Origin of the sequence: Streptomyces sp. NPDC102360 (assembly GCF_044766085.1) — a bacterium.
GTDB lineage: Bacteria > Actinomycetota > Actinomycetes > Streptomycetales > Streptomycetaceae > Streptomyces.
On the sequence record NZ_JBIWLG010000001.1, the window covers coordinates 623,244 to 643,742 of the forward strand.

Consider the following 20,499-nt stretch of genomic DNA (forward strand, 5'->3'; position numbering starts at 1 on the left):
GGCCGCCATGCCACAGATCACCGTCACGCTCGCCGAGGGCCGCACCCCCGAGCAGATCAGGACCCTGCAGCACGAGGTCCATGAGGCCGTGCTGCGCTCGATCGACACACGGCCCGAGTACATCCGGATCGTCGTCCACGAGGTGCCCGCGACGCACTGGGCCACCGGCGACACCACCATCGCCGAGATGCGCGCGGCCACCCGCACCACCGCAGAGAGGGAGCTGTCATGAGGTTTTCGCTGTTCGTGCACATGGAGCGCTGGGACGAGAGCACCACCCACCGCGAACTCTTCGAGAACCTCACCGAGCTGACGCAGATGGCCGAGGCCGGCGGGTTCAGCACGGTGTGGGTCGGCGAGCACCACGCCATGGAGTACACGATCTCGCCCAGCCCGATGCCGATCCTGGCCCACCTGGCGGCGAAGACCGACACCATCCGGCTCGGCGCGGGCACCATCATCGCCCCGTTCTGGCACCCGGTCCGGGCCGCGGGGGAGACCGCGCTGCTCGACGTGATCAGCAACGGCCGCGCCGAGGTCGGCATCGCCCGCGGCGCCTACCAGATCGAGTTCGACCGCCTCGCGGACGGCCTGAAGGCCTCCGACGGCGGCAAGCACCTGCGTGAACTCGTCCCCGCCGTACGGGCGTTGTGGCAGGGAGACTACGCGCACGAAGGCGAGATCTGGCAGTTCCCGACGTCGACCAGCGTGCCCAAGCCGGTGCAGCAGCCGACCCCGCCGATGTGGGTCGCCGCCCGCGACCCCTCGTCACACGACTTCGCCGTCTCGCAGGGCTGCAACGTCATGGTGACCCCGCTGATGAAGGGCGACGAGGAGGTGGCCGCGCTCAAGGAGAAGTTCGACACTGCCGTGGCCAACCACCCCGAGGTCGAGCGGCGCCCCGACATCATGGTGCTGCGCCACACCCACGTGCACGCGCCCGAGGACCCGGAGGGCTGGCGCCCGGCGGCCGAGGGCATCAACAAGTTCTACCGGACCTTCGACGCCTGGTTCGGCAACAAGAACGCCCCGGTCAACGGCTTCCTGGAGCCGAGCCCCGAGGAGAAGTTCGCCGAGCGCCCCGAGTTCGCGCCGGAGGCCCTGCGCAGGACCGCGATGATCGGCACGCCCGCCGAGGTGATCGAGCGGCTGCGCGGCTACGAGGAGCTGGGCGTCGACGAGTACAGCTTCTGGATCGACAACACGCTCTCGCACGAGGAGAAGCGCGAGTCGCTCAAGCTGTTCATCAAGGAGGTCGTCCCCGCCTTCCAGTAGGAGGCAGCACCGCCACGGCATTGCCCGGACGCTTGCATGGCAATTCCGCGAACCCCTGTCAGTGAATCCCTGTCAATTGACGCTGGACAACCCAGCAGACTAGGTTCCCGTGCCATGCAACAGACCAGCATGCAGGCGAAGGTCGCCGAAGAGCTGCGCCGGATGATCATCAGTGGAGAGCTGCCGCCACGCTCCAGCCTCTCCGAGATGACGCTGTCGCAGACCTTCGGCGTCAGCCGCACCCCGATCCGCGAGGCGCTCAAGCAGCTCCAGATCGAGGGGCTGGTGGAGGTGCGCCCGCGGGTCGGCACGTTCGTCGCCGTCCCCTCGCGCCGCGAGATCACCGAGCTCTTCCAGATGAAGGAACTCCTCGAAGGCGCGGCGGCCCGCCTCCTCGCCTTCCGTGGCAACGTTCCCGAGGTGGAACGGCTCGCCGCCAACATGAGCGCCGCCGACGACGCGGTGCGCGCCGGCGACTCGGAGCAGTACGAGAAGCTGGTGCACGACTTCCACGAGCTGATCATGGTCGGGGCGGACAACTCCAAGCTGGAGGCCCACTACCGCACCCTGATGAACCAGCTCGCCTACGCCCGCCTGGTGCGCACCTCCCTCTCCCAGCCGGGCCGACTCACCGAGTCCGACCACGAGCACCACCGCGTACTCGACCTCATCCGCGCCAAGGACGGCGACGGCGCGGAGCGCGTGATGCGCGAACACGTGCGACGCAGCCATCAGGCGCTCATGGCGGGGATGGACGACGACCGGTTCAAGGACTGACGGCGGTTCGGGGGTCCGTATCCGGCGGGGGCGGCAGTCGATGGCGTCGGCGGAATTCAGGTGCGGGCACGGGCTCCCGTGGTGTGTCATCGGCAGCATGGCCATCGAGTTGAGGACACCTGGCGTCGACGAGCTTGACGAGGCCGTCGACGCGCTGCGCGCGTGGCAGCACGACACGGCGCCCATGCAGCTGCACCCCGGCGACCTGGGCTGGTACTGGAGGACCGGAGCGGAGCGCACCGCCGCGAGCGTGCGGGCCTGGCGGCGCGGTGGGCGTGTGGTTGCCGTCGGGCTCCTGGACGGCCCCACCCTGCTGCGGCTGACCCTCGCGCCCGACGCCCACCAAGACGTAGAACTGGCACGGCAGTTGCTCGCCGATGTGGGCGATCCGAAGCGCGGGGTGCTGCCCGAGGGGCCGGTCGATATCGAGGCTCCGCGGGGCGTGCTGCTGCACGACCTCCTGGCCGCTGCCGGCTGGCGCACCGGTGAGGCGTGGACGCCGCTGCGCCGCGATCTCACCGAACCGGTCCGGCCCCCTGCCGTGCGCATCGAGGTGGCGGGGCCCGACCGGGCGGACGCGTACGCCGCCGTGCACCGGTCGGCGTTCGACGGGTCGGCGTTCGACGGGGCGCGGTGGCACGCGATGGCGGCCGGGGCGCCGTACGCGCAGGCGCGGTGTCTGCTCGCGTACGACGACGAGGGCGCGGCCGTGGCGGCGGTGACGGTGTGGTCGGCGGGGCCGGGGCGGCCCGGGCTGCTCGAACCGATGGGTGTGCACCGGGATCACCGCGGCCGTGGACACGGGGCGGCGATCTGCCTCGCCGCGGCGGCCGCACTCCGCGAACTCGGCGCGTCCAGCGCCCTCGTGGGCACACCGAGCGCCAACACCGCGGCGGTCGCCACCTACAAGGCGGCGGGCTTCCGGTCGTGGCCCGAGGTCAGGGACCGCAGCAGACCTTAGACCTCAGTCACCCACCACGCCGTCGGCCATCTCCCGCAGGATGTCGATGTGCCCGTTGTGCCGCGAGGTCTCCTCGACCAGGTGCATCAGGATCCAGCCGAGGGTGACATGGGTGCCGTCCCTGACCGGGCGCTTCGCCGTCGCCGACAGGTCCGTGTCCGCGACCAGCCGACGGTAGCGGGCGCTCTGCTCCTCGTACTCGGCGACGAGTTGGCGGACGGGGGTCCGCGCGCCGAGCCGCATCTCGCGGTCCGGGTCCTCGTCCGTCCACGGGCCCGCGTCCTCCTCGCCGAGGAAGATCACCTGGATCCAGTGGTACTCGACCCACCGAAGGTGGTTGATCAGGCCGCCCAGTGTCATGAGCGGCGAACCGGGCAGCGGCGCCGCGCCCCCGTGCTCGGGGGCGAGGTCGGCGCACTTGGCGACGGCCGTGGCGCGCGCGTAGTCGAGGAAGGTCGTGAGCATCGTGCGCCCGTCCCAGGACGGCGGCATGTCGGTGCGTGTCATGGTGTGATCCAAGCACGCGGCGGCAGGCCCGGGCAGCGGATTTCACCGCCGGCGCGGGGGCTCGGCTACGCCGTCCCGGCCCCGCCCAGACGCTCCCGCAGCGTGCCCGCGAACTCCTCCGCGCGACCAAGCTGTTTGCGCAGGTCCGCGACTCGGTCGGCCGCCGCCTGCTCGAAGTGGCGTACGCGGTCCAGGAGTTGCTCGCGCTCGGCGCCCTCGGGTGGTGGGCTCGCGTCGAGGCGGTCCGTGGCGTCCAGCAGGTCCCGCATCTGGTCGAGGGTGAAACCGAGCGGCTTCATGCGGCGGATCACCATCAGGCGGGCCACGTCATGCTCGGTGTAGAGGCGGAAGCCGCCCTGCGAGCGGGCGGACGGGATGACGAGGCCCGTCTCCTCGTAGTGCCGGATGGTGCGCAACGACAGCTCGGTCCGCGTGGCGACCTCGCCGATCTGCATGTGCTCGCTGCTCACGCGGCGCCCTTCTCCGTGTCTACGTGGTGTCACCGAGGCCACAGTTGGTGACGCCGATCTCTACCCTAACGTCAGGGTAGAGTTGCTGGTCGTCAGGGTCGGCCGTGCGCCGCCCGTCCTTTTCGTACGCACAGGCCGCGTGACGGCGGTGTGCCCCGACCACGACAGGTTACTTTCTCTTGTCCCCCTCCTCCGCGCCTTCCGTCCCGTCCCCGGCCGCCCGGCCGTGGCGCCTGCGCCGCCCCGACTGGTGGTCCGACCCGAAGGTGTGGCGCACCGAGATCCTGGGCGGGCTCGTGGTGGGGCTCGCGCTGATCCCCGAGGCGATCTCGTTCTCGGTCATCGCCGGGGTCGACCCGCAGATCGGTCTGTTCGCCGCGTTCACCATGGCCGTGACCATCTCCGTCGTCGGCGGTCGGCGCGCCATGATCTCGGCGGCCACCGGCGCCGTCGCGCTGGTGATCGCGCCGCTCAACCGGGAGCACGGGTTCGGTTATCTCGTCGCCGCGGTGATCCTGGCCGGTGTGTTCCAGATCGTCCTCGGCGCGCTCGGGGTGGCGAAGCTGATGCGGTTCGTGCCGCGCAGCGTGATGGTCGGCTTCGTCAACGCCCTCGCCATCATGATCTTCATGGCACAGGTGCCCGAGATGACGGACGTGCCGTGGGCCGTCTATCCGCTGATCATCGGCGGGCTCGCGCTGATGGTGTTCTTCCCGAAGGTCACCAAGGTGGTCCCGGCGCCGCTTGTCTCCATCGTCATCCTGACTGTCATCACGGTCGCTGCCGGAATCGCGGTGCCGACTGTCGGGGACAAGGGCGAGCTGCCGTCCTCCCTGCCGGTGCCGGGGCTGCCGGACGTGCCGTTCACCTTCGAGACCCTGAAGATCATCGCCCCGTACGCGCTCGCCATGGCCCTGGTGGGGCTCATGGAGTCCCTGATGACGGCGAAGCTGGTCGACGAGATCACCGACAGCCGCTCCTCCAAGACCCGCGAGTCGATCGGGCAGGGCATCGCCAACATCGTCACCGGCTTCTTCGGTGGCATGGGCGGCTGCGCCATGATCGGGCAGACGATGATCAACGTAAAGGTGTCAGGGGCCAGGACCCGGCTGTCCACGTTCCTCGCGGGCGTGTTCCTGATGGTGCTGTGCGTGGTCTTCGGGCCCATCGTCTCCGAGATCCCGATGGGCGCCCTGGTCGCCGTCATGGTGATGGTGTGCTTCGCGACCTTCGACTGGCACTCCATCGCACCGAAGACGCTGAAGCGGATGCCGGCGGGCGAGATCGTGGTGATGGTGCTGACGGTCGTGGTCGTGGTGGCCACCAGCAACCTCGCGATCGGCGTCGTCGTCGGCTCGGTCACCGCGATGGTCGTCTTCGCCCGGCGGGTCGCCCACGTCGCGAACGTCACCTCGGTCACCGACCCCGACGGAGGCCAGGTCGTCTACTCGGTCACCGGCGAGCTCTTCTTCGCCTCGTCCAACGACCTGGTGACGCGGTTCGACTACGCCGGTGACCCCGACGAGGTCGTCATCGACCTCTCCGCGACGCACGTGTGGGACGCCTCGTCCGTCGCCGCGCTCGACGCGATCGAGACCAAGTACGCGGAGCGCGGCAAGAGTGTCGAGATCGTCGGCTTCAATCCGGACAGCGCGGCCCTGCACGCAAAGCTGAGCGGCGAACTCACCGGCGGCAATTGAGGTTCGACGCGTTGCGATAGCGTCGCTCCCTTTGGGTCTTCGGGTCTTCGGGGCAAAGGAGAGTGGACGGTGCGGGTTCAGGTGCAGGGGCGGAATGTTCCGAGGTGGGTTCCGCTGGGAGTGATGGCGTTCGGCGGGGTGTTCGTGATCGTCGGGCTGATCCTGGCGTGGTCGTCGATCTCGCTGCTGCAGGACGCGCGGCGAACCGAGGGCACCGTGGTGGGCATCGAGTGGCGCGGCGGTGAAATCCGTACGTCCGGCAAGTCCCGCCACCGCGACGAGCCCGCCGCGTATCCGGTGGTCGAGTTCGCCACGGCGGACGGCGTCCGCCGGACGTTCCACAGCTCGACGGGCTCCAACCCGCCCGCGTACGAGCAGGGCGAGCGCGTCGAGGTGCTCTACCGGGCCGATTCCCCGCAGGACGCGAAGATCGACGGGTTCCTGTCGCTGTGGCTGCTGCCGCTCATCTTCGGGGGGATCGGACTGTTCGTCGCGGCCATCGGCGCGGTGATCGCCATCGTACGAGGGCGGTTGCGGGCACAGCCGGTGCGGTGAGTGCGCCGGCCGTGCCCGCGGTACGAGCCGGATCGGCTACTTGGGTTCCGTCGCGATCTGAATGAGGTTGCCGCAGGTGTCGTCGAGCACGGCGGTCGTGACCGGGCCCATGTCGAGGGGCTCTTGGGTGAAGTGCACGCCGAGCGCGGTCAGCCGCTCGTACTCGGCCTGTACGTCGTCGACGGCGAACTGGGCGAGTGGGATGCCGTCCGCGATCAGCGCGTCCCGGTAGGGCTTGACGGCCGGGTGGCCGGAGGGCTCAAGGAGCAGCTCGGCGGCGTCGGGCTCCTCGGACGACACGACGGTCAGCCAGCGAACGCCCTCGCCCAGATCCACGTCGTGCTTCGTCTTGAAGCCGAGGATCTCGGTGTAGAAGTGCGCCGCCTTGGCCTGGTCGTCGACGAAGACGCTGGTCATGTGGATCTTCATGGGGTGCTCTCTTCCGGGTCCTGTGGGTCCTGCGGGTCCTGTGGGTCCTGTGCAGGGGCTGCTGGCGTGAGCCACCGCTCCGATATCTGGCGCAGCGGTGCGGTGTTCAGCTCGTGGAACTTGTAGCGGCCCTCCCGCCTGGCCTCGACGAGTCCGGCCGCCTCCAGCACGGCGAGGTGCTGGGAGACGGCCTGCCTGGACAGGTTCAGCTGATGCTTCATGGTCAGCCGGGAGCAGATCTCGAACAGGGTCTGCCCCGACCTCTGCGTCAGCTCGTCGAGGATCGTGCGGCGGGTGGGGTCGGCCAAGGCTTTGAACAGGTCATCGGCCACGACGCCAGCATAGGCAAGTGTTCGCTTGCCTATCAACCGGAAGAGTCCGGGCAGGTCACTGCCGGCGCACCGCCACCTTCTCCTCGAACGCGGCGAAGCGGCCGGGGTGCATGCCCCGTGAGGCCAAAGGCCCCGGCCGCCACCTCGGTCGTCGCACGCGCCAGATCGGCGTCGGTACACACCAACGCCGCGTTGTGCCAGCCGAGTTCGAACTGCGCACGGCGAGATCTTCGTGGGCGGCCCGTGACCGGGGGCGGGGTCAAGGCTTCGGCTCGGGCTGCTTGAGCCGTGGCCGGCCGCCGGCCGTCGTACTCGCACCCGTCGGCTCCGGCAGTGTCCGGAACAGGAGCCAGCTCAGCAGGGGCATGAGGATGAGCGGGGTCAGGGCGGTGCGCAGCGACGTCTGGTCGGCGACGGTGCCGATGAGGGGGCTCGCCAGGCCGCCGATGCTCACCGTGAGACCGAGGGTGATGCCGCTCGCCGTACCGACGCGCGAGGGCAAGTAGTCCTGCCCGAGCGTGACTTGGAGCGAGAACGGGACGTACAGGCCGGCCGACGTGAGCGCGAGGAAGGCGTAGAGCGCCGGGCCGGGCACCCACACCACGCCCGCCACCGCCGCGGCCGTCAGCAGGTACGACCAGCGCGAGACGGTGACCCGGTCCCAGCGGCTCGCCAGGGCGCCGCCCAGGACACTGCCGACCGCGCCGCCCACGTAGAGCACGAACAGGGCCGCCGTGCCCGCCGCCTTGCTGCCGCCCATGCGCTGCGTCGCGTACAGGGAGACGAAGGTGCTCAGGCCCGTGAAGACGATGGAGCGGCACACCACCGCGAGCGACAGGCGGACGAACGCCGGCACGTCGTCCGGGGCGGGGGCCTGCGTGGTGGCGGACGAGGTGTTCTCGCGGCGGGCCAGCGCGCGCAGCACCGGCAGGCAGATCGCGGCGCCGGCCGCCGCGGGCAGCGCCAGCAGGGGAGTGAACCGCAGCCCGCCCGTGGCCACCGCGGCGGCGACCAGGAGCGGGGCCAGCGCGAACCCGACATTGCCGCCGAGCGAGAACCAGGCCATCGCGCTGTGGCTGCCGCGGCTCGCGAGGCGGGCCACCCGCGCCGACTCCGGGTGGTAGGCGGCCACACCGATCCCGGACACCGCGACGACGGCGAGGGTCACAGGGTACGAATCGCTCACCCCGCTCAGTGCGACGCCCACGCCCGCGAGCAGCGTGCTGAGCGGCAGCAGCCACGGCATCGCCCTGCGGTCGGTGAGCAGGCCGAAGACCGGCTGCGCCACCGACGAAAGCAGCGAGGCCGCCAGCACGGTGCCGGACACGGCGGCGTAGCTGTAGGCACGTTCGGCGACGAAGTACGGCACGAGCGAGGCGACGGAGCCCTGGTAGACGTCCACGCACGCGTGCCCGACGGAGAGCAGAGGGATGGAGGTGTTGGATGTGTTGGACGGGTTCTTTCGCACTCGGTCATCGTCGCGAGGGGCGCGCTGTCCCGCTTCCGATAACCTGCCAGACAATGTCGAAGAACCGCCACGCCGTCAGCCGTGCTGTTCGGCACACCCCGGTGGCCCCCACCCGCACCAGGTACCTGGTGCACGGGGCCGAGATCGACGCCCACCGGCACGACGACCACCAGATCGCCTACGCGGGCCGGGGCGTCGTCGCGGTCACCACCGACGCCGGGTCCTGGGTCGCGCCGGGAACGCGCGCCCTGTGGGTACCCGCCGACACCGTGCACGCCCACCAGGCCCACGGCGACGTCGAACTGCACTTCGTGGGGCTGCCCGCGACCGAGAACCCGCTCGGCCTCGACACCCCGGCCGTGCTCGCCGTCGGCCCGCTGCTGCGCGAGCTGATCATCGAGTACGCGCGCACCGGGTCACCGGACACCACGGACGTCGGCAGCCCCGAACGGGCCCGTCTGCGTGCGGTGTTGCTCGACCAGTTGAAGCTGTCACCGCAGCAGCCACTGCACCTGCCGACGCCGGCCGCGCCGCTGCTGCGCGCCGTGTGCGACCTCCTGCACGCCGACCCGGCGGACCCTCGCACCCTGGCCGAACTGGGCCGTGAGGTCGGGGCGAGCGACCGCACGCTGTCCCGGCTCTTCCGCGGCGATCTCGGCATGACGTTCCCGCAGTGGCGCACCCAACTGCGCCTGCACCACGCGCTGATCCTGCTCGCCGATCGCACACCGGTGACGACCGTGGCCCAGCTGTGCGGCTGGTCGTCGACGAGCGCGTTCATCGATGTGTTCCGGCGCGCGTTCGGACACACACCGGGTTCACACCGGTGACCAGGACAGAGGTCACGCGCGCCTCTTGACGTGTCCGTACGTACGCCGATGATGGCCGGGTGAGGACACAGAGCGGCGAATCGGTACTGTCCAGGGCCGTGCGGATCTTCGAGGCGTTCACGCCCGACGAGCCGGCGCTGACCGTCTCGGTGATCGCGCGGCGCACGGGCCTGCACGTGGCCACGGCGTCGCGCCTGGTCGCGGAGCTGGTGTCGCACGGGTTCCTGACCCGCGACGGCGACCGCCGGGTGCGGATCGGCCTGCGGATGTGGGAGCTGGTGACCCGCGCCTCGCCCGCGCTGTCGCTGCGGGACGCAGCGATGCCGTTCATGGAGGGTGTGCACGATGTGGTGGGCCACCATGTCCAGTTGGGCGTTCTCGACGGCGACGAAGTGCTGTTCCTGGAACGGCTGAGCGCGCCCGGAGGTGTCATCAACTTCACGCGGATCGCGGGCCGGCTGCCGCTGAACGCCTCCTCCAGCGGCCTGGTGCTCCTTGCCCACGGCTCCGGCGAGCTACGGGAGCGGGTGTGCGCCGAACCCCTCCACCGGTACACCGCGAACACGCCGTGCACGGCGTCCGGGCTGCGGGCCCTGCTCGCCGACATCCGCCGGCAGGGCTTCGCGTGCTGCCCCGGCTACGTCCACCCCGACGCGCTGGGCATCGCGGCGCCCGTGCGCGACGCCCACGGCGACGTGTGCGCCACCTTGTCGGTCATCGTGCCGAACGAGGAGGGCTCCGCCGCGGTCGTGCCGGTGGTACGGACCGCGGCGCGCGGCATCTCGCGTGCGCTGGCAGCGCGTTCGTCTCTCACTCATTGAGAAGGGCCTCGCGCCCGCCGCCCGCGGCCACGCATCCTTCCTGCCAACCCAACGACGGGAGGCGACAGCGTGGTCGGAACTGGCGTGGTCACCGGCAAGGAACCGATCGCCGAGGGCGTCGTGTCCGTGACCCTCGCGCACCCGGACGGAGCCCGGCTCCCGGACTGGACGCCGGGCGCGCACATCGACCTGGTCCTTCCCGACGGCACGGTTCGCCAGTACTCCCTGTGCGGCGACCGCTGGGACGCGCACACCTACCGCGTCGCCGTCCTGCGGGAACCGGACGGCCGGGGAGGCTCGGCGTACGTGCACGACCGGCTGGCGGTGGGGGACCGGGTCGGGATCGGGGGCCCGCGCAACAACTTCCCGCTCGCACCGCTCGCGGACTCGGGCGCGTACCTCTTCATCGCCGGAGGCATCGGCATCACCCCGCTCCTCCCGATGCTTCACCAGGCCGAACTCCTGGGTCTGGACTGGCAGTTGCTGTACGGCGGGCGGACCCGGCCCTCCATGGCCTTCCGTGCGGAACTCCTCGCGGCCCACGGCGGGCGCGTGCACGTCGTGCCGCAGGACGAGGAGGGCCTGCTGGACCTGGATGCCTGGCTCGGTGCGCCGCAGGCCGGAACCAAGGTGTACTGCTGCGGGCCCGCTCCGCTGCTCGCCGCGGTCGAGGAGGCCTGTGCGGGCTGGGAACCGTACGCGTTGCGCACCGAGCGGTTCACCGCCGCCGAGCGCGGTGCGCCGGTCCGTGACACGGCCTTCGACGTGGAACTGCGGCGCAGCGCCCGGACCGTGCGCGTGGCCCCCGACGTATCCGTGCTCCAGGCGGTGCGCGGGGCCGGGGCCGATGTGGTGTCTTCCTGCGAGCAGGGTACGTGCGGGACATGTCTGACGTCGGTCCTCGACGGCGAGCCCGACCACATGGACTCCGTCCTCACGGACCACCAACGAGCCGCCGGAGACTGCATGTTGGTGTGCGTGTCCCGGTCCTGCGGGAACCGCCTCGTACTCGATCTCTGACGTTCTCAAGGCGCACAAAGGAGTGTGTGACATGACCGAGGCACCCGCGCACGGCATCGTGATGCCGCCCACCAGCGACGCCGACCCGTTCGCCCACGAGCACCTGCTCGACCCCGAACCCCTGCACCGGTCGCTGCGCGCGGCCGGACCCGTCGTGCACCTGACGCGCTACGACGTGCACGCGCTCGCCCGCTACGAGCAGGTGCACGCCGCGCTCGTCGACTGGCAGCGCTTCGAGTCGGGCTCCGGCGTGGGCCATGCCAACTTCCGCCACGAGGAACCGTGGCGCAAACCCAGCGTCCTCCTGGAAGCCGATCCGCCCCTGCACGACGCGCCGCGCCGCGTCCTGCGTGACATCCTCGCCCCGCCCGCCCTGCGCCGACTGCGGGACACGTGGTCGGCGCAGGCCGAGGAGCTGGTCGACCAAGTCCTCGCGCAGGGAGCGGAGTTCGACGCTTTTGCGGCGCTGGCGGAGGCCTTCCCCCTGCGCGTGTTCCCCGACGCCGTGGGGATCGGGCCCGACGGGCGTGAGCACCTGCTGCCGTACGGGAACATGGCCTTCAACGCGTTCGGGCCGCGCAACGACCTCGTCGCCGCCGACGCGCACCGGGCCGCCGAACTCGGCGCGTGGGTGGGTGCCCAGTGCGCGCGCGAAGCCCTCACGGCGACCGGTTTCGGCGCCGACATCTGGGCGGCGGCCGACCGCGGCGATCTCACACGCGAGCAGGCCCCCATGGTGGTGCGCTCGCTGCTCACCGCCGGCGTCGACACCACCGTGCACGGCCTCGCCGCCTGCCTCTACGCCTTCGCCACCCACCCGGAAGAGTGGCAACGGCTGCGTCGTCGACCGGAGTTGGCCCGCGTCGCCTTCGAGGAGGCGATCCGCTGGCAGTCACCGGTGCAGACGTTCTTCCGCACCGCGACCACCGACGTCACCGTCGCGGACACCGTGATCCCCGAGGGCACGAAGATCCTGATGTTCCTCGGCGCCGCGAACCACGACCCGGACCGCTGGAGCGCCCCGGAACGCTTCGACCTCACCCGCGACCCCTCCGGCCATGTCGGCTTCGGCATGGGCCTGCACCAGTGCGTCGGCCAGCACGTCGCCCGCCTGGAGGCGGAGGCACTCCTCACGGCGCTCGCCCGTAGGGTCGAGTCGTTCGCGTTCGCGGGCGAGCCCCGGCGACACATCAACAACACCCTGCGGGGCTGGGAGTCGCTGCCCGTCCGGGTCCGCCTCGCGGACTGAGGGGCACTGACGGGCCGGGGCGTCACTGTCGTGGCGCCGACGCCAGCTCGTCCCGCAGCAGTGCGACCTCGCCGACCTGGCCCGTGCGATACGCGGCCCGCGCCACCAGATGGGCCGCGACCGCGCTGGTCAGGAGCTGGAAGAAGGCGACCAGGGCGAGCGTGCCCAGGTCGACGCCCGAGCGCAGCCGCAGCGCGACGCCCGCCACGAGCATCAGCATGCCGAGGGTCTGCGGATTGGTCGCGGCGTGGCTGCGGGTCAGCACATCGGGCAGCCGGAGCATGCCGATGACGCCGGTCAGGCAGACCGCGGCCCCGACGAACAGCAGGATGGATCCGGCGAGATCGGTGACGTCGTGCCAGTTCACGGGCGCTCCTTCTTGAGGGAGATGATGCCGGACCTCGGCCGGACGCCCGGCCGGTCGCGTGCCGCGATGAAGCGGGCGATGGCGACCGAACTCGTGAAGCCGAGGAAGGCGATCACCAGCATGATCGAGAGGTAGTAACTGGTGCGCGTGATGGCGGCGTTGACCCCGATCCCGGCGATGATGAGCACCGCGGCGATGTCGACGGACACGGCCCGGTCCAGCATCGAGGGGCCGCGCCAGATCCGTACCAGGAGCAGCGCGCCGGCCAGGACGATCAGCACCAGCGCGCCGTTGAGCAGGATGTCGTTGGCCAGTTTCATGCGTCGGGCGTCCTTCCTTCGGGCGCGTCAGGGGCGGCGGGTGGCGTGGTCTGTGCGAGTCGGGCGATCTCCTCGCGCGTGCCGAAGGCCCGTACGACGAGGGTCTCCAGGCGTCGCACGTCGGCGCGGGCCCGGTCCACCGCCCGCGGGTCGTCGGCGTGCACGACGTGCAGGAACAGGGTGGCGGTGGAGCCGTTGACCTCCACGAGCGCGCCGCCGGGGACGCTGGACACGGCGACGGCGGTCGCCGCGATCATCAGGTCGGTGCGGCAGCGCAGCGGCACCGCGATCACGGCCGCGGGGCCCGGCCTGGCGCGCAGCGTCTGCCAGGTCACGGTCACCGTGGACGAGGTCATGTCGTACAGGAGGTAGCCGGCGAGCCGGACGATGCCCACCGGCCGCAGGCGCAGGTCGAGTTCGACGGCGGGCAGCGGGAAGACCAGGCACAGCAGGACCGCGACGACCACGCCGCTGATCACGTTGCCCCAGCTCAGGCCGGTCCACAGCAGCGTCCAGATCACCGTGAGCCAGGCGATCAGGGGCAGGTCGATGCGGCGCCAACGGGTCCTGTGGCCAGAGGAGTTCACTGGTCGAGCACCGCCTTCACGTAGGGCGTGCGGGAGAGGAGTTCGGCGGCCGAGCGGTCGGCGAGGCCGGTCAAGGGGGTGGCCAGGAGGGTGTAGGAGAGGCCGAGGACGACCGCGGCGGCCGTCGCCGCGGTCATGGCGCGGGGGACACGCATCGTGGTGCGCACGCACACGGCGGTCGCCACCGCGGTGTCGCCGCCGCTCTCCTCCGGAGTCGAGTCCGAATCGTCGCTCTCCTCCAACACGTCGTCCTCGGAGGGGGGCTGAGCGGGCGCCGCCCGCCAGAACACCAGGTTCCAGACCTTCGCCATCACGTACAGGGTCAGCAGGCTGGTCACGGCTGCCGCGGCGAGCAGCGTGTACGACCACACTCCGCCGGCCGCCGCGCCCGCCCGCATCAGGCCCAGCTTGCCGAGGAACCCGGACAGGGGTGGGATGCCGGCGAGGTTCATGGCGGGCACGAACCAGAGCGCGGCGAGCAGCGGCGCCGAGCGCATCGTTCCGCCCAGACGCGTCAACTCCGTTGTCCCGTACCGCTTTTCGAGCAGCCCCGCGGCGAGGAACAGCGTCGTCTGTACGGTGATGTGGTGCGCCGTGTAGACGATGGCGCCGCCGATGCCTCCCTTGGTGCCGAGCGCGAGCCCGTACAGCATGAAGCCGATGTGGCTGACGAGGGTGAAGGACAGCAGGCGCTTGAGGTCGGTCTGGGCCACCGCGCCGAGGATGCCGATGATCATCGAGGCGAACGCGACCGCCATCAGTACGCCGGAGAGCCGGTTTCCGGGGAAGAACAACGTGTCCGCGCGGATCATCGAGTACACGCCGACCTTGGTGAGCAGCCCCGCGAACACGGCCGTCACCGGTGCCGGGGCCGTCGGGTAGGAGTCGGGCAGCCAGGCCGCGACGGGGAACGCCGCCGCCTTCACCCCGAACACCGTGAGCAGCAGCACCTCCGCCAACGTGCTGACCCCCTGGGGGAGTTCGGGCATGCGCTGGGCGAGCTGCGCGAAGTTCACGGTGCCCACCGCCGCGTAGGTCACCGCGATCCCGCACAGGAACACCAGGGACGAGACGAGGGAGACGACGACGTACGTCGATCCGGCCCGCACCCGTGGCTCCGTGGCACCCACCGTGAGCAGCACGAAGCTGGCCATCAGCATGATCTCGAAGCCGACGTAGAGGTTCACGAGGTCGCCCGCGAGGAACGTCAGTGACACCCCGGCGACCAGCACCAGGTACGCCGGGTGGAACACGGAGATCGGTGCCCGCTCCTCGCGGTCGGCCATGCCCTGGCTCATCGCGTAGATCAGGACGATGAAGGTGACGGCGCCGGACACCAGCAGCATCAGCGCGGCGAGCCGGTCGGCGACCAGGGTGACACCGAGCGGCGGCCCGAAGTCGCCGAGGTGCACCACGAGCGGGCCCGTGCGGTCGGCCTCGACGAGCAGGACGACATCGACCGCGACGACCGCCGCGAGCACCCCGACGGTGATGAGCCGGTGCAGCCAGCGCAGCCGCGGCCCGATGAACAGGGTCAGCCCGCACACCACGAGGGGCAGCACGACGGGCAGCGGGACGAGGGAGTTCACCGGGTCTCCTCCGGGCGGGTCTCGGTGGGCTCGGCCGGGTCGGCGGCGGATGCCTCGGGCGGGTCCGCGCCGAGGACGTCGTCCCACAGGTCGCCGCCCGCGTCCCGGGCGCGGGCCTGGTAGGCGCGGTTCGCGCGCAGTCTGCGGCGCTGCTCGCGCCGTTCGTCGCGCCAGGCGCTCGGGCCCTCTTCGCGATGGATCTCGCGCAGCTCGGCCCGCTCGGCGGAGATCTCCGCGCGCAGCACCACCCGCCGGTCAGCCACGTCGTCCGGCACGAAGTCCGAACCGGTCAACTGGCTGCTGCGGTACGCCATCGCCAGCACGAACGCCGTGGTGGCGAGCGTGATCACGACGGCGGTGAGGATGATGGCCTGCGGCAGCGGATCGGTCACCTTGGCCGCATCGACGCCCGGGTACAGCAGCGGCGGAAATCCCGCAGTCCCCGTCGAGGCGAGGACGAAGAGATTGACGCCGTTGCCGCACACGATGATGCCGACGAGCACCCGGGTGAGGCTGCGGGTGTGGATGAGGATCCCGCCTGCGCTGGTCAGTACGACCGCGCAGACCAGCAGGGTGAGACTGACGGTCACGAGTTCTGCGCCTCCCCGGCGAGCGCGAGACTCGCCTTGTGCTCGGTCTGCTGGTCGATCTTCGAGCCCAGCGCCCGTACGACGTCCAGGACCACGCCGAGGACCAGCAGATACACCCCGAGGTCGAAGAGGACGGCGGTGCTCGCGTGCCAGTCGCCGATCAGCGGCAGGTGTCCGTGCCAGGTCCAGCCGTGCAGCACCGTGCCGTCGGCGAGCCCGCCGAGCGCGACCGACGTCGACAGGGTCAGGCCGAGACCGGTGAAGAAGCCCGGGTGCACCGGCGCGGCCACCGCCAACTCGTGCCGCCCGCCCGCCAGGTAACGGATCGTCAGGGCGATGCCCGCGACAAGACCGGCGACGAAGCCGCCGCCCGGCAGGTTCTCCGCGCACAACAGCAGGTACACCGACAGCATCAGGATCGGATGGAAGACGAGCCGGGCGACCACCTCGAAGACGACCGAACGGTGCTCGGGCGCGAGCGTGTCACCGGCCACCAGCCAACTGCGCTCCGGGGCGCCCTGCTGGTACTTGGCGGGCACCTTGAGCCGCGACGTGGCCAGCGACCACGCGGTCACCCCGCCCGGAAGCCGGGGCGGCGGCGCGGTCGCCCGGCCCTGGCGGCGGTGCACGTACAGCAGGCTCGTGACACCGAGGACGGCGACGGCGAGGACGGCCGACTCGCCCATGGTGTCCCAGGCCCGGAAGTCCACGAGGATCGTCGCGACGACGTCCTTGAGGCCGTGGTGCGCGGTCTCCTCGATCAGCGCGGCGCCCGCGGGGTCCGCGGTGCGCGCGCCCGTCGCCAGCCACACCGCGCACGCCACCGCCACGCTGCTGCCGAGCGCGAGGAGCATGCTCACACCCCAGCGCCAGGTCCGCTGCGTGTCGCCGAAGAACACCGGAAGGCGCCGCAGGACGAGGACGAGCACCACGGTCGACACCGTCTCCACGCCGAACTGGGTGAGCGCCAGATCGGGCGCGCCCTGCACGACGTACAGGAGCGCCGTGCCGTACCCGGTCAGGCCCGCGAGAACCGCCGCCTTCATGCGTCGCTGCACGACCAGACACATCAGAGCGCACGCACAGGTCAGTGCGCCGACGCCCGCCTGCATCGGGTGGTCCCACAGGCGCGGCGCGGGCGTGGCGCCCCAGGGCCGGTCGGTGGCGAGGACCGCGACGAGTCCGACGAACATGACGCCCAGGACCGTCGCCACGTACGAGGGCAGCGAGCCCTTCTGTACGGCGCCCGTGATCTGGAGCGCGGACCGTTCGAGGCCGAGCACGGTCCGGCCGAACACCTCGTCCGCCTTCGGCCAGGCGAACCGCCGCCCGAGCCGCACCACCGGCCCCCGTGCCAGGAACAGCGCCGCGCCGCCCGCCCACGCGAGCACGGACAGGGCGAGCGCCGACCCGAAGCCGTGCCACAGCGCCAGGTGGTAGGGGTGCGCGGGGACCGGGTACTGCTTCGCGTACTGCTCGAAGAGGTGCGCCGGCCAGTCGATCCCGGGACCGAGCAGCAGACCGGCGAGGGCAAGGATCGCGGGCGGCGCGAGGAAGGTGGCGCCGACCCGGTGCACGGGGGTGTCGGCGACGCCGGGCTTGCGCGCGAACGCGCCCCACAGGAAGCGCAGGGTGTACGCGGTGGTGAGCGCGGACCCGACGACGATGCAGGCGAGCACCCACCGCTCGGCCACACTGCCGTGCAGCAGCGCGTCGAACGCCGCCTCCTTCGCCGCGAACCCGAGCAGCGGCGGAAGGGCGGCCATCGACGCGCCCGCGAGGACGGCGGTGCCGGCCACCCAAGGGAGCCGCCGCCCCACGCCCGAGAGCCGTCTGAGGTCACGGGTGCCGCTCGCGTGGTCGACGATCCCCGTCACCAGGAACAGCGGCGCCTTGAACAGCGCGTGCCCGAGAAGCATCGCGATGGCCGCGAGAGCGGCGTTGTACGTCCCGTCACCCGCGAGCACCACCAGAAAGCCCAGTTGGCTGACGGTTCCGTAGGCGAGCACCAGCTTCAGGTCGTTGAGCCGCAGCGCGCGCCAGCCGCCGAGCAGCATCGTCACCGCGCCCAGGATCAGCACCACGGCGCGCCACGGCGCGACATCCGCGAAGGCGGGAGCGAACCGAGCCACCAGATAGACGCCCGCCTTCACCATCGCGGCGGCGTGCAGATAGGCGCTGACCGGGGTGGGCGCCGCCATCGCGTTCGGCAGCCACATGCTCAGCGGCCAGATCGCCGACTTGGCGAGCGCCCCGCACAGGATCAGTACGAGCGCTGCCGACAGGGTGCCGCTCGCGGCGGGCGGCGACTGAAGGATGTGCGAGATCCGGTACGTGCCCGCCAGGTGACCGAGCATCAGGAAGCCGACGAACATCGCGAGCCCGCCGACCGAGGTCACCGTCAGCGCCTGCAGTGCGCAGCGACGGCTGGCGCGCTTCTCGCTGTCGTAGCCGATGAGCAGGAAGGACAGGACGGTGGTGAGTTCCCAGAACAGGTAGAGGGTCATCAGGTCGTCGGCCAGGACGAGCCCGAGCATCGCCCCCGCGAACGCGAGGAGGTTGCCGCCGAACGAGCCCAACTGCCGGGCGCCGCCGTCGAAGTAGCGCACGCAGTACAGCAGCACGAGCGCCCCGATGCCGGCCGCGAGCAGCACCATGACGAGGGACAGCGCGTCGAGCCGGAACGCGATCTCGACGTCGTAGTCCCTGATCCACCACCAGGCCTCTTCGCTCGCCCCGCCGCCGCTCACCTCGCCCCAGCGGGACAGCGCCCACCCGAGGGCGGCGGCCGGTGGCAGCGCGAGCAGGACGAACGCGCGGGATCCCACCCGGCGGATCAGCGGGGCAGCGCAGAGCGCGACGACGAAGTGTGCGAGGACCAGTGCCGTCATACACGATACATATCGGGTGAAAAGGGGTGCGTCGGGTGGGGCGCGCCGAGGGAGCTCCACCCGGTCCCCGACGAGGCGCGATGGGCGCGGCGCCGCGCATCGTCAGTTGGGCATCAGCGCGGGGCGTCGCCCTCCGGCTTCAGGCGTACGGGGAGGGACGTGTGGCCGTTGCTGATCAGCGTCGGGTACGGCGCCAGGTCCGTCACAGGAACGGCGAGCTCGATGCCGGGGAAGCGTCCGAACAGCAGGCGCAGGGCGGTCTCGACCTCGAGGCGGGCGAGCGGGGCGCCGAGGCAGAAGTGCACGCCGTAGCCGAACGCGAGGTGTTCTTTGGAGCGGCGGGTGGCGTCGAACTCGTCGGCGGTGTCGCCGTGCAGGGCGGGGTGCCGGTTGGCGGCGGCGTACGAGGCGAGGATCGCGTCACCGGTCCTGATCACCCGGCCGTCCGGGAGTGGGACGTCCTGGAGCGCGTAGCGCAGCGGGAGGTGCTTGACCGCGGGTTCGTGGCGCAGGGTCTCCTCGACGATGTCGTGCCAGGTGCAGCGGCCGGTCCGGACATGGGTGAGCTGGGCCGGGTCGGCGAGCAGTGCGGTGACGGACTGGTCGATGACGTTGACGGTCGTCTCGTAACCGGCACTGATCATCAGCAGCAGCGTGTCGCGCAGTTCGCCGTCGGACAGGGTGCCGCCGTCGTCCTCCTCGTCGCGGGTGGCGATGAGCAGCGACGTCATGTCGTCCTCCGGCCGGGCCCGCTTGGACGCGATCAGCTCGTCCAGGAGCTCGTAGACGGCGGCCGTGTTCTTCGCGGCCTCCTCGGCGGAGAGCGTGGTGGCGAACACCCGGTCCACCATCGTGCGGAACTGCTCCCGGTGTTCCTCGGGCACGCCCATCAGACGGCTGACCACGGCGATCGGCAGCGGGTACGCCAGGCGCTCGCGCAGGTCGACGACCGTGCCGGGCGGGAGGGCGTCGAGCCGGTCGAGGATGTCGGTGACGAGCGTTTCGATGTCGGCCTGTAACGCGGTGATGCGGCGGGCGGAGAACGCGGGGGCGATCATGCGGCGCAGGCGGCGGTGATCACTGCCGTACGCGGTGAACATGTTGTCGACCGCCACCCACAGGGCCAGGGGCCAGGTGGCGAGGGCGTCGGCGAAACCCGGCCAGTGGGCGCGCCCGTTCTTCGAGATGTGCGGGCTGGTCAGGAGCTGCTTGAGGAGCGCGGGATCGGAGACGGACCAGGCGGTCACCCCGAGGATGTCGACGAGGGTGGCGGGGCCGCGGGTGCGCAGGGCGTGGTGTTCGGCGTGGTGGTCCGAGGCGGTGGGGTCGAGAACGAGGACGGGCTCGTCGGCCATGGTGGCTCCTTCGTGGGGGAGGGCTCGCCCCTGAGCCTCCTGCCGGGGTGCGGCCGCGTCCAGGGTGTCTTCTCGGCCAGGCGAATGCGGGTTACGGGAGCCGTTCCTACGCCTCGGGGTGCTGCCCCGGACCCCGCGCCTCAATCGCCGGCGGGGCTGAAAAGATCGGGGCGTTGCCCCGGACCCCGCGCCTCAAACGCCGGCGGGGCTGAAAAAGATTGGGGCGCTGCCCCGGGCCCCGCGCCTCAAAGGCCGGAGGGGCTGGAAGATGGGGCTCTGCTCCGGGCCCTGAGTGTCAAACTCGGGCGGGGCTTGGAAGAGCGAGATCTGGCCGGGCGCGGCGCCTGCGCCCGGCTACTCTCTCGGCCTCGCGCGAGGGTCGGTCTCATTCGGTCTCTCGGCGGCG

Annotated in this window: 22 protein-coding genes; 10 read left to right on the top strand and 12 right to left on the bottom strand. The window is 71.2% G+C overall.

Annotated features, from left to right (window positions below; all coding sequences use genetic code 11):
- Positions 1-7 precede the first annotated feature (7 nt).
- The 4 genes from ACIRHA_RS02850 to ACIRHA_RS02865 all read left to right on the top strand — a co-directional run bounded on the left by ACIRHA_RS02850 (position 8) and on the right by ACIRHA_RS02865 (position 3,013).
- Complete coding sequence (locus tag ACIRHA_RS02850; protein WP_403839133.1) at positions 8-232, top strand: 4-oxalocrotonate tautomerase family protein; 225 nt, start codon at positions 8-10, stop codon at positions 230-232.
- On the top strand, positions 229-1,275 hold the full coding sequence (locus ACIRHA_RS02855) for an LLM class flavin-dependent oxidoreductase (RefSeq protein ID WP_403839135.1): 1,047 nt from the start codon (positions 229-231) through the stop codon (positions 1,273-1,275). The genes ACIRHA_RS02850 and ACIRHA_RS02855 overlap by 4 nt, the downstream gene beginning before the upstream one ends.
- Positions 1,276-1,389: 114 nt before the next feature.
- Complete coding sequence (locus ACIRHA_RS02860; protein ID WP_403839137.1) at positions 1,390-2,052, top strand: GntR family transcriptional regulator; 663 nt, start codon at positions 1,390-1,392, stop codon at positions 2,050-2,052.
- A 97-nt stretch (positions 2,053-2,149) separates the two neighbouring features.
- The gene (locus tag ACIRHA_RS02865; protein ID WP_403839138.1) at positions 2,150-3,013 is read left to right on the top strand and encodes a GNAT family N-acetyltransferase; all 864 of its coding nucleotides are present in this window, start codon (positions 2,150-2,152) and stop codon (positions 3,011-3,013) included.
- A gap of 3 nt (positions 3,014-3,016) precedes the next feature.
- Here ACIRHA_RS02865 and ACIRHA_RS02870 read toward each other — a convergent pair whose 3' ends face one another.
- Both ACIRHA_RS02870 and ACIRHA_RS02875 read right to left on the bottom strand, forming a co-directional pair.
- Positions 3,017-3,520 (bottom strand): DinB family protein, encoded by a 504-nt coding sequence (locus ACIRHA_RS02870; RefSeq protein WP_403839140.1) that lies wholly within the window; start codon positions 3,518-3,520, stop codon positions 3,017-3,019.
- A gap of 65 nt (positions 3,521-3,585) precedes the next feature.
- Positions 3,586-3,990, bottom strand: coding sequence for a MerR family transcriptional regulator (locus ACIRHA_RS02875; RefSeq protein WP_403839142.1), 405 nt, complete (start codon positions 3,988-3,990; stop codon positions 3,586-3,588).
- A 179-nt stretch (positions 3,991-4,169) separates the two neighbouring features.
- Here ACIRHA_RS02875 and ACIRHA_RS02880 point away from each other — a divergent pair, with 179 nt between their 5' ends.
- Together ACIRHA_RS02880 and ACIRHA_RS02885 are read left to right on the top strand one after the other, a co-directional pair.
- A complete protein-coding gene (locus tag ACIRHA_RS02880) occupies positions 4,170-5,690 on the top strand; it encodes a SulP family inorganic anion transporter (protein WP_403839144.1) in 1,521 nt (506 codons plus the stop codon).
- A gap of 123 nt (positions 5,691-5,813) precedes the next feature.
- Complete coding sequence (locus tag ACIRHA_RS02885; RefSeq protein ID WP_403839146.1) at positions 5,814-6,245, top strand: DUF3592 domain-containing protein; 432 nt, start codon at positions 5,814-5,816, stop codon at positions 6,243-6,245.
- Positions 6,246-6,281: 36 nt separating this feature from the next.
- On the opposite strand, the gene ACIRHA_RS02890 is transcribed toward ACIRHA_RS02885, so the two are convergent.
- From ACIRHA_RS02890 to ACIRHA_RS02900, 3 genes are all read right to left on the bottom strand, one after another.
- Positions 6,282-6,674, bottom strand: coding sequence for a VOC family protein (locus ACIRHA_RS02890; protein WP_403839148.1), 393 nt, complete (start codon positions 6,672-6,674; stop codon positions 6,282-6,284).
- Complete coding sequence (locus ACIRHA_RS02895) at positions 6,671-7,006, bottom strand: ArsR/SmtB family transcription factor (RefSeq protein WP_403839150.1); 336 nt, start codon at positions 7,004-7,006, stop codon at positions 6,671-6,673. Before ACIRHA_RS02895 ends, ACIRHA_RS02890 begins: the two co-directional genes overlap by 4 nt.
- 259 nt (positions 7,007-7,265) lie before the next feature.
- Positions 7,266-8,474, bottom strand: coding sequence for an MFS transporter (locus ACIRHA_RS02900; protein ID WP_403839152.1), 1,209 nt, complete (start codon positions 8,472-8,474; stop codon positions 7,266-7,268).
- A gap of 53 nt (positions 8,475-8,527) precedes the next feature.
- Here ACIRHA_RS02900 and ACIRHA_RS02905 point away from each other — a divergent pair, with 53 nt between their 5' ends.
- From ACIRHA_RS02905 to ACIRHA_RS02920, 4 genes are all read left to right on the top strand, one after another.
- On the top strand, positions 8,528-9,304 hold the full coding sequence (locus tag ACIRHA_RS02905) for an AraC family transcriptional regulator (protein ID WP_403839154.1): 777 nt from the start codon (positions 8,528-8,530) through the stop codon (positions 9,302-9,304).
- Between the two features lie 59 nt (positions 9,305-9,363).
- Entirely contained in the window at positions 9,364-10,125 is a 762-nt protein-coding gene (locus ACIRHA_RS02910; RefSeq protein ID WP_403839156.1) for an IclR family transcriptional regulator, read from the top strand.
- Between the two features lie 69 nt (positions 10,126-10,194).
- On the top strand, positions 10,195-11,145 hold the full coding sequence (locus ACIRHA_RS02915) for a PDR/VanB family oxidoreductase (protein ID WP_403839158.1): 951 nt from the start codon (positions 10,195-10,197) through the stop codon (positions 11,143-11,145).
- A gap of 31 nt (positions 11,146-11,176) precedes the next feature.
- Positions 11,177-12,394, top strand: a complete 1,218-nt coding sequence (locus ACIRHA_RS02920; protein WP_403839160.1) for a cytochrome P450 — start codon at positions 11,177-11,179, stop codon at positions 12,392-12,394.
- Positions 12,395-12,416: 22 nt separating this feature from the next.
- On the opposite strand, the gene mnhG is transcribed toward ACIRHA_RS02920, so the two are convergent.
- From mnhG to ACIRHA_RS02955, 7 genes are all read right to left on the bottom strand, one after another.
- On the bottom strand, positions 12,417-12,761 hold the full coding sequence (mnhG, locus tag ACIRHA_RS02925; protein WP_403839162.1) for a monovalent cation/H(+) antiporter subunit G: 345 nt from the start codon (positions 12,759-12,761) through the stop codon (positions 12,417-12,419).
- A complete protein-coding gene (locus tag ACIRHA_RS02930) occupies positions 12,758-13,081 on the bottom strand; it encodes a monovalent cation/H+ antiporter complex subunit F (RefSeq protein WP_403839164.1) in 324 nt (107 codons plus the stop codon). The genes mnhG and ACIRHA_RS02930 overlap by 4 nt, the downstream gene beginning before the upstream one ends.
- Entirely contained in the window at positions 13,078-13,668 is a 591-nt protein-coding gene (locus ACIRHA_RS02935; RefSeq protein WP_403839166.1) for a Na+/H+ antiporter subunit E, read from the bottom strand. Before ACIRHA_RS02935 ends, ACIRHA_RS02930 begins: the two co-directional genes overlap by 4 nt.
- Positions 13,665-15,257, bottom strand: coding sequence for a Na+/H+ antiporter subunit D (locus tag ACIRHA_RS02940; protein WP_403839168.1), 1,593 nt, complete (start codon positions 15,255-15,257; stop codon positions 13,665-13,667). Before ACIRHA_RS02940 ends, ACIRHA_RS02935 begins: the two co-directional genes overlap by 4 nt.
- Entirely contained in the window at positions 15,254-15,847 is a 594-nt protein-coding gene (locus tag ACIRHA_RS02945) for a Na(+)/H(+) antiporter subunit C (RefSeq protein WP_403839170.1), read from the bottom strand. Before ACIRHA_RS02945 ends, ACIRHA_RS02940 begins: the two co-directional genes overlap by 4 nt.
- Positions 15,844-18,738 (bottom strand): Na+/H+ antiporter subunit A, encoded by a 2,895-nt coding sequence (locus tag ACIRHA_RS02950; protein WP_403839172.1) that lies wholly within the window; start codon positions 18,736-18,738, stop codon positions 15,844-15,846. Before ACIRHA_RS02950 ends, ACIRHA_RS02945 begins: the two co-directional genes overlap by 4 nt.
- A 113-nt stretch (positions 18,739-18,851) precedes the next feature.
- Positions 18,852-20,093, bottom strand: coding sequence for a cytochrome P450 (locus ACIRHA_RS02955; protein WP_403839174.1), 1,242 nt, complete (start codon positions 20,091-20,093; stop codon positions 18,852-18,854).
- Positions 20,094-20,499 lie beyond the last annotated feature (406 nt).

Excerpts from the sequence above, each read along its gene's own strand:
- ACIRHA_RS02855 (WP_403839135.1), top strand. The coding sequence starts at position 229 with ATGAGGTTTTCGCTGTTCGTGCACATGGAGCGCTGGGACGAGAGCACC.
- ACIRHA_RS02885 (WP_403839146.1), top strand. The coding sequence starts at position 5,814 with ATGGCGTTCGGCGGGGTGTTCGTGATCGTCGGGCTGATCCTGGCGTGG.
- ACIRHA_RS02860 (WP_403839137.1), top strand. The coding sequence starts at position 1,390 with ATGCAACAGACCAGCATGCAGGCGAAGGTCGCCGAAGAGCTGCGCCGG.
- ACIRHA_RS02890 (WP_403839148.1), bottom strand. The coding sequence starts at position 6,674 with ATGAAGATCCACATGACCAGCGTCTTCGTCGACGACCAGGCCAAGGCG.
- ACIRHA_RS02955 (WP_403839174.1), bottom strand. The coding sequence starts at position 20,093 with ATGGCCGACGAGCCCGTCCTCGTTCTCGACCCCACCGCCTCGGACCAC.
- ACIRHA_RS02850 (WP_403839133.1), top strand. The coding sequence starts at position 8 with ATGCCACAGATCACCGTCACGCTCGCCGAGGGCCGCACCCCCGAGCAG.
- ACIRHA_RS02930 (WP_403839164.1), bottom strand. The coding sequence starts at position 13,081 with ATGAAACTGGCCAACGACATCCTGCTCAACGGCGCGCTGGTGCTGATC.
- ACIRHA_RS02905 (WP_403839154.1), top strand. The coding sequence starts at position 8,528 with ATGTCGAAGAACCGCCACGCCGTCAGCCGTGCTGTTCGGCACACCCCG.
- ACIRHA_RS02870 (WP_403839140.1), bottom strand. The coding sequence starts at position 3,520 with ATGACACGCACCGACATGCCGCCGTCCTGGGACGGGCGCACGATGCTC.
- ACIRHA_RS02865 (WP_403839138.1), top strand. The coding sequence starts at position 2,150 with ATGGCCATCGAGTTGAGGACACCTGGCGTCGACGAGCTTGACGAGGCC.
- ACIRHA_RS02950 (WP_403839172.1), bottom strand. The coding sequence starts at position 18,738 with ATGACGGCACTGGTCCTCGCACACTTCGTCGTCGCGCTCTGCGCTGCC.
- ACIRHA_RS02920 (WP_403839160.1), top strand. The coding sequence starts at position 11,177 with ATGACCGAGGCACCCGCGCACGGCATCGTGATGCCGCCCACCAGCGAC.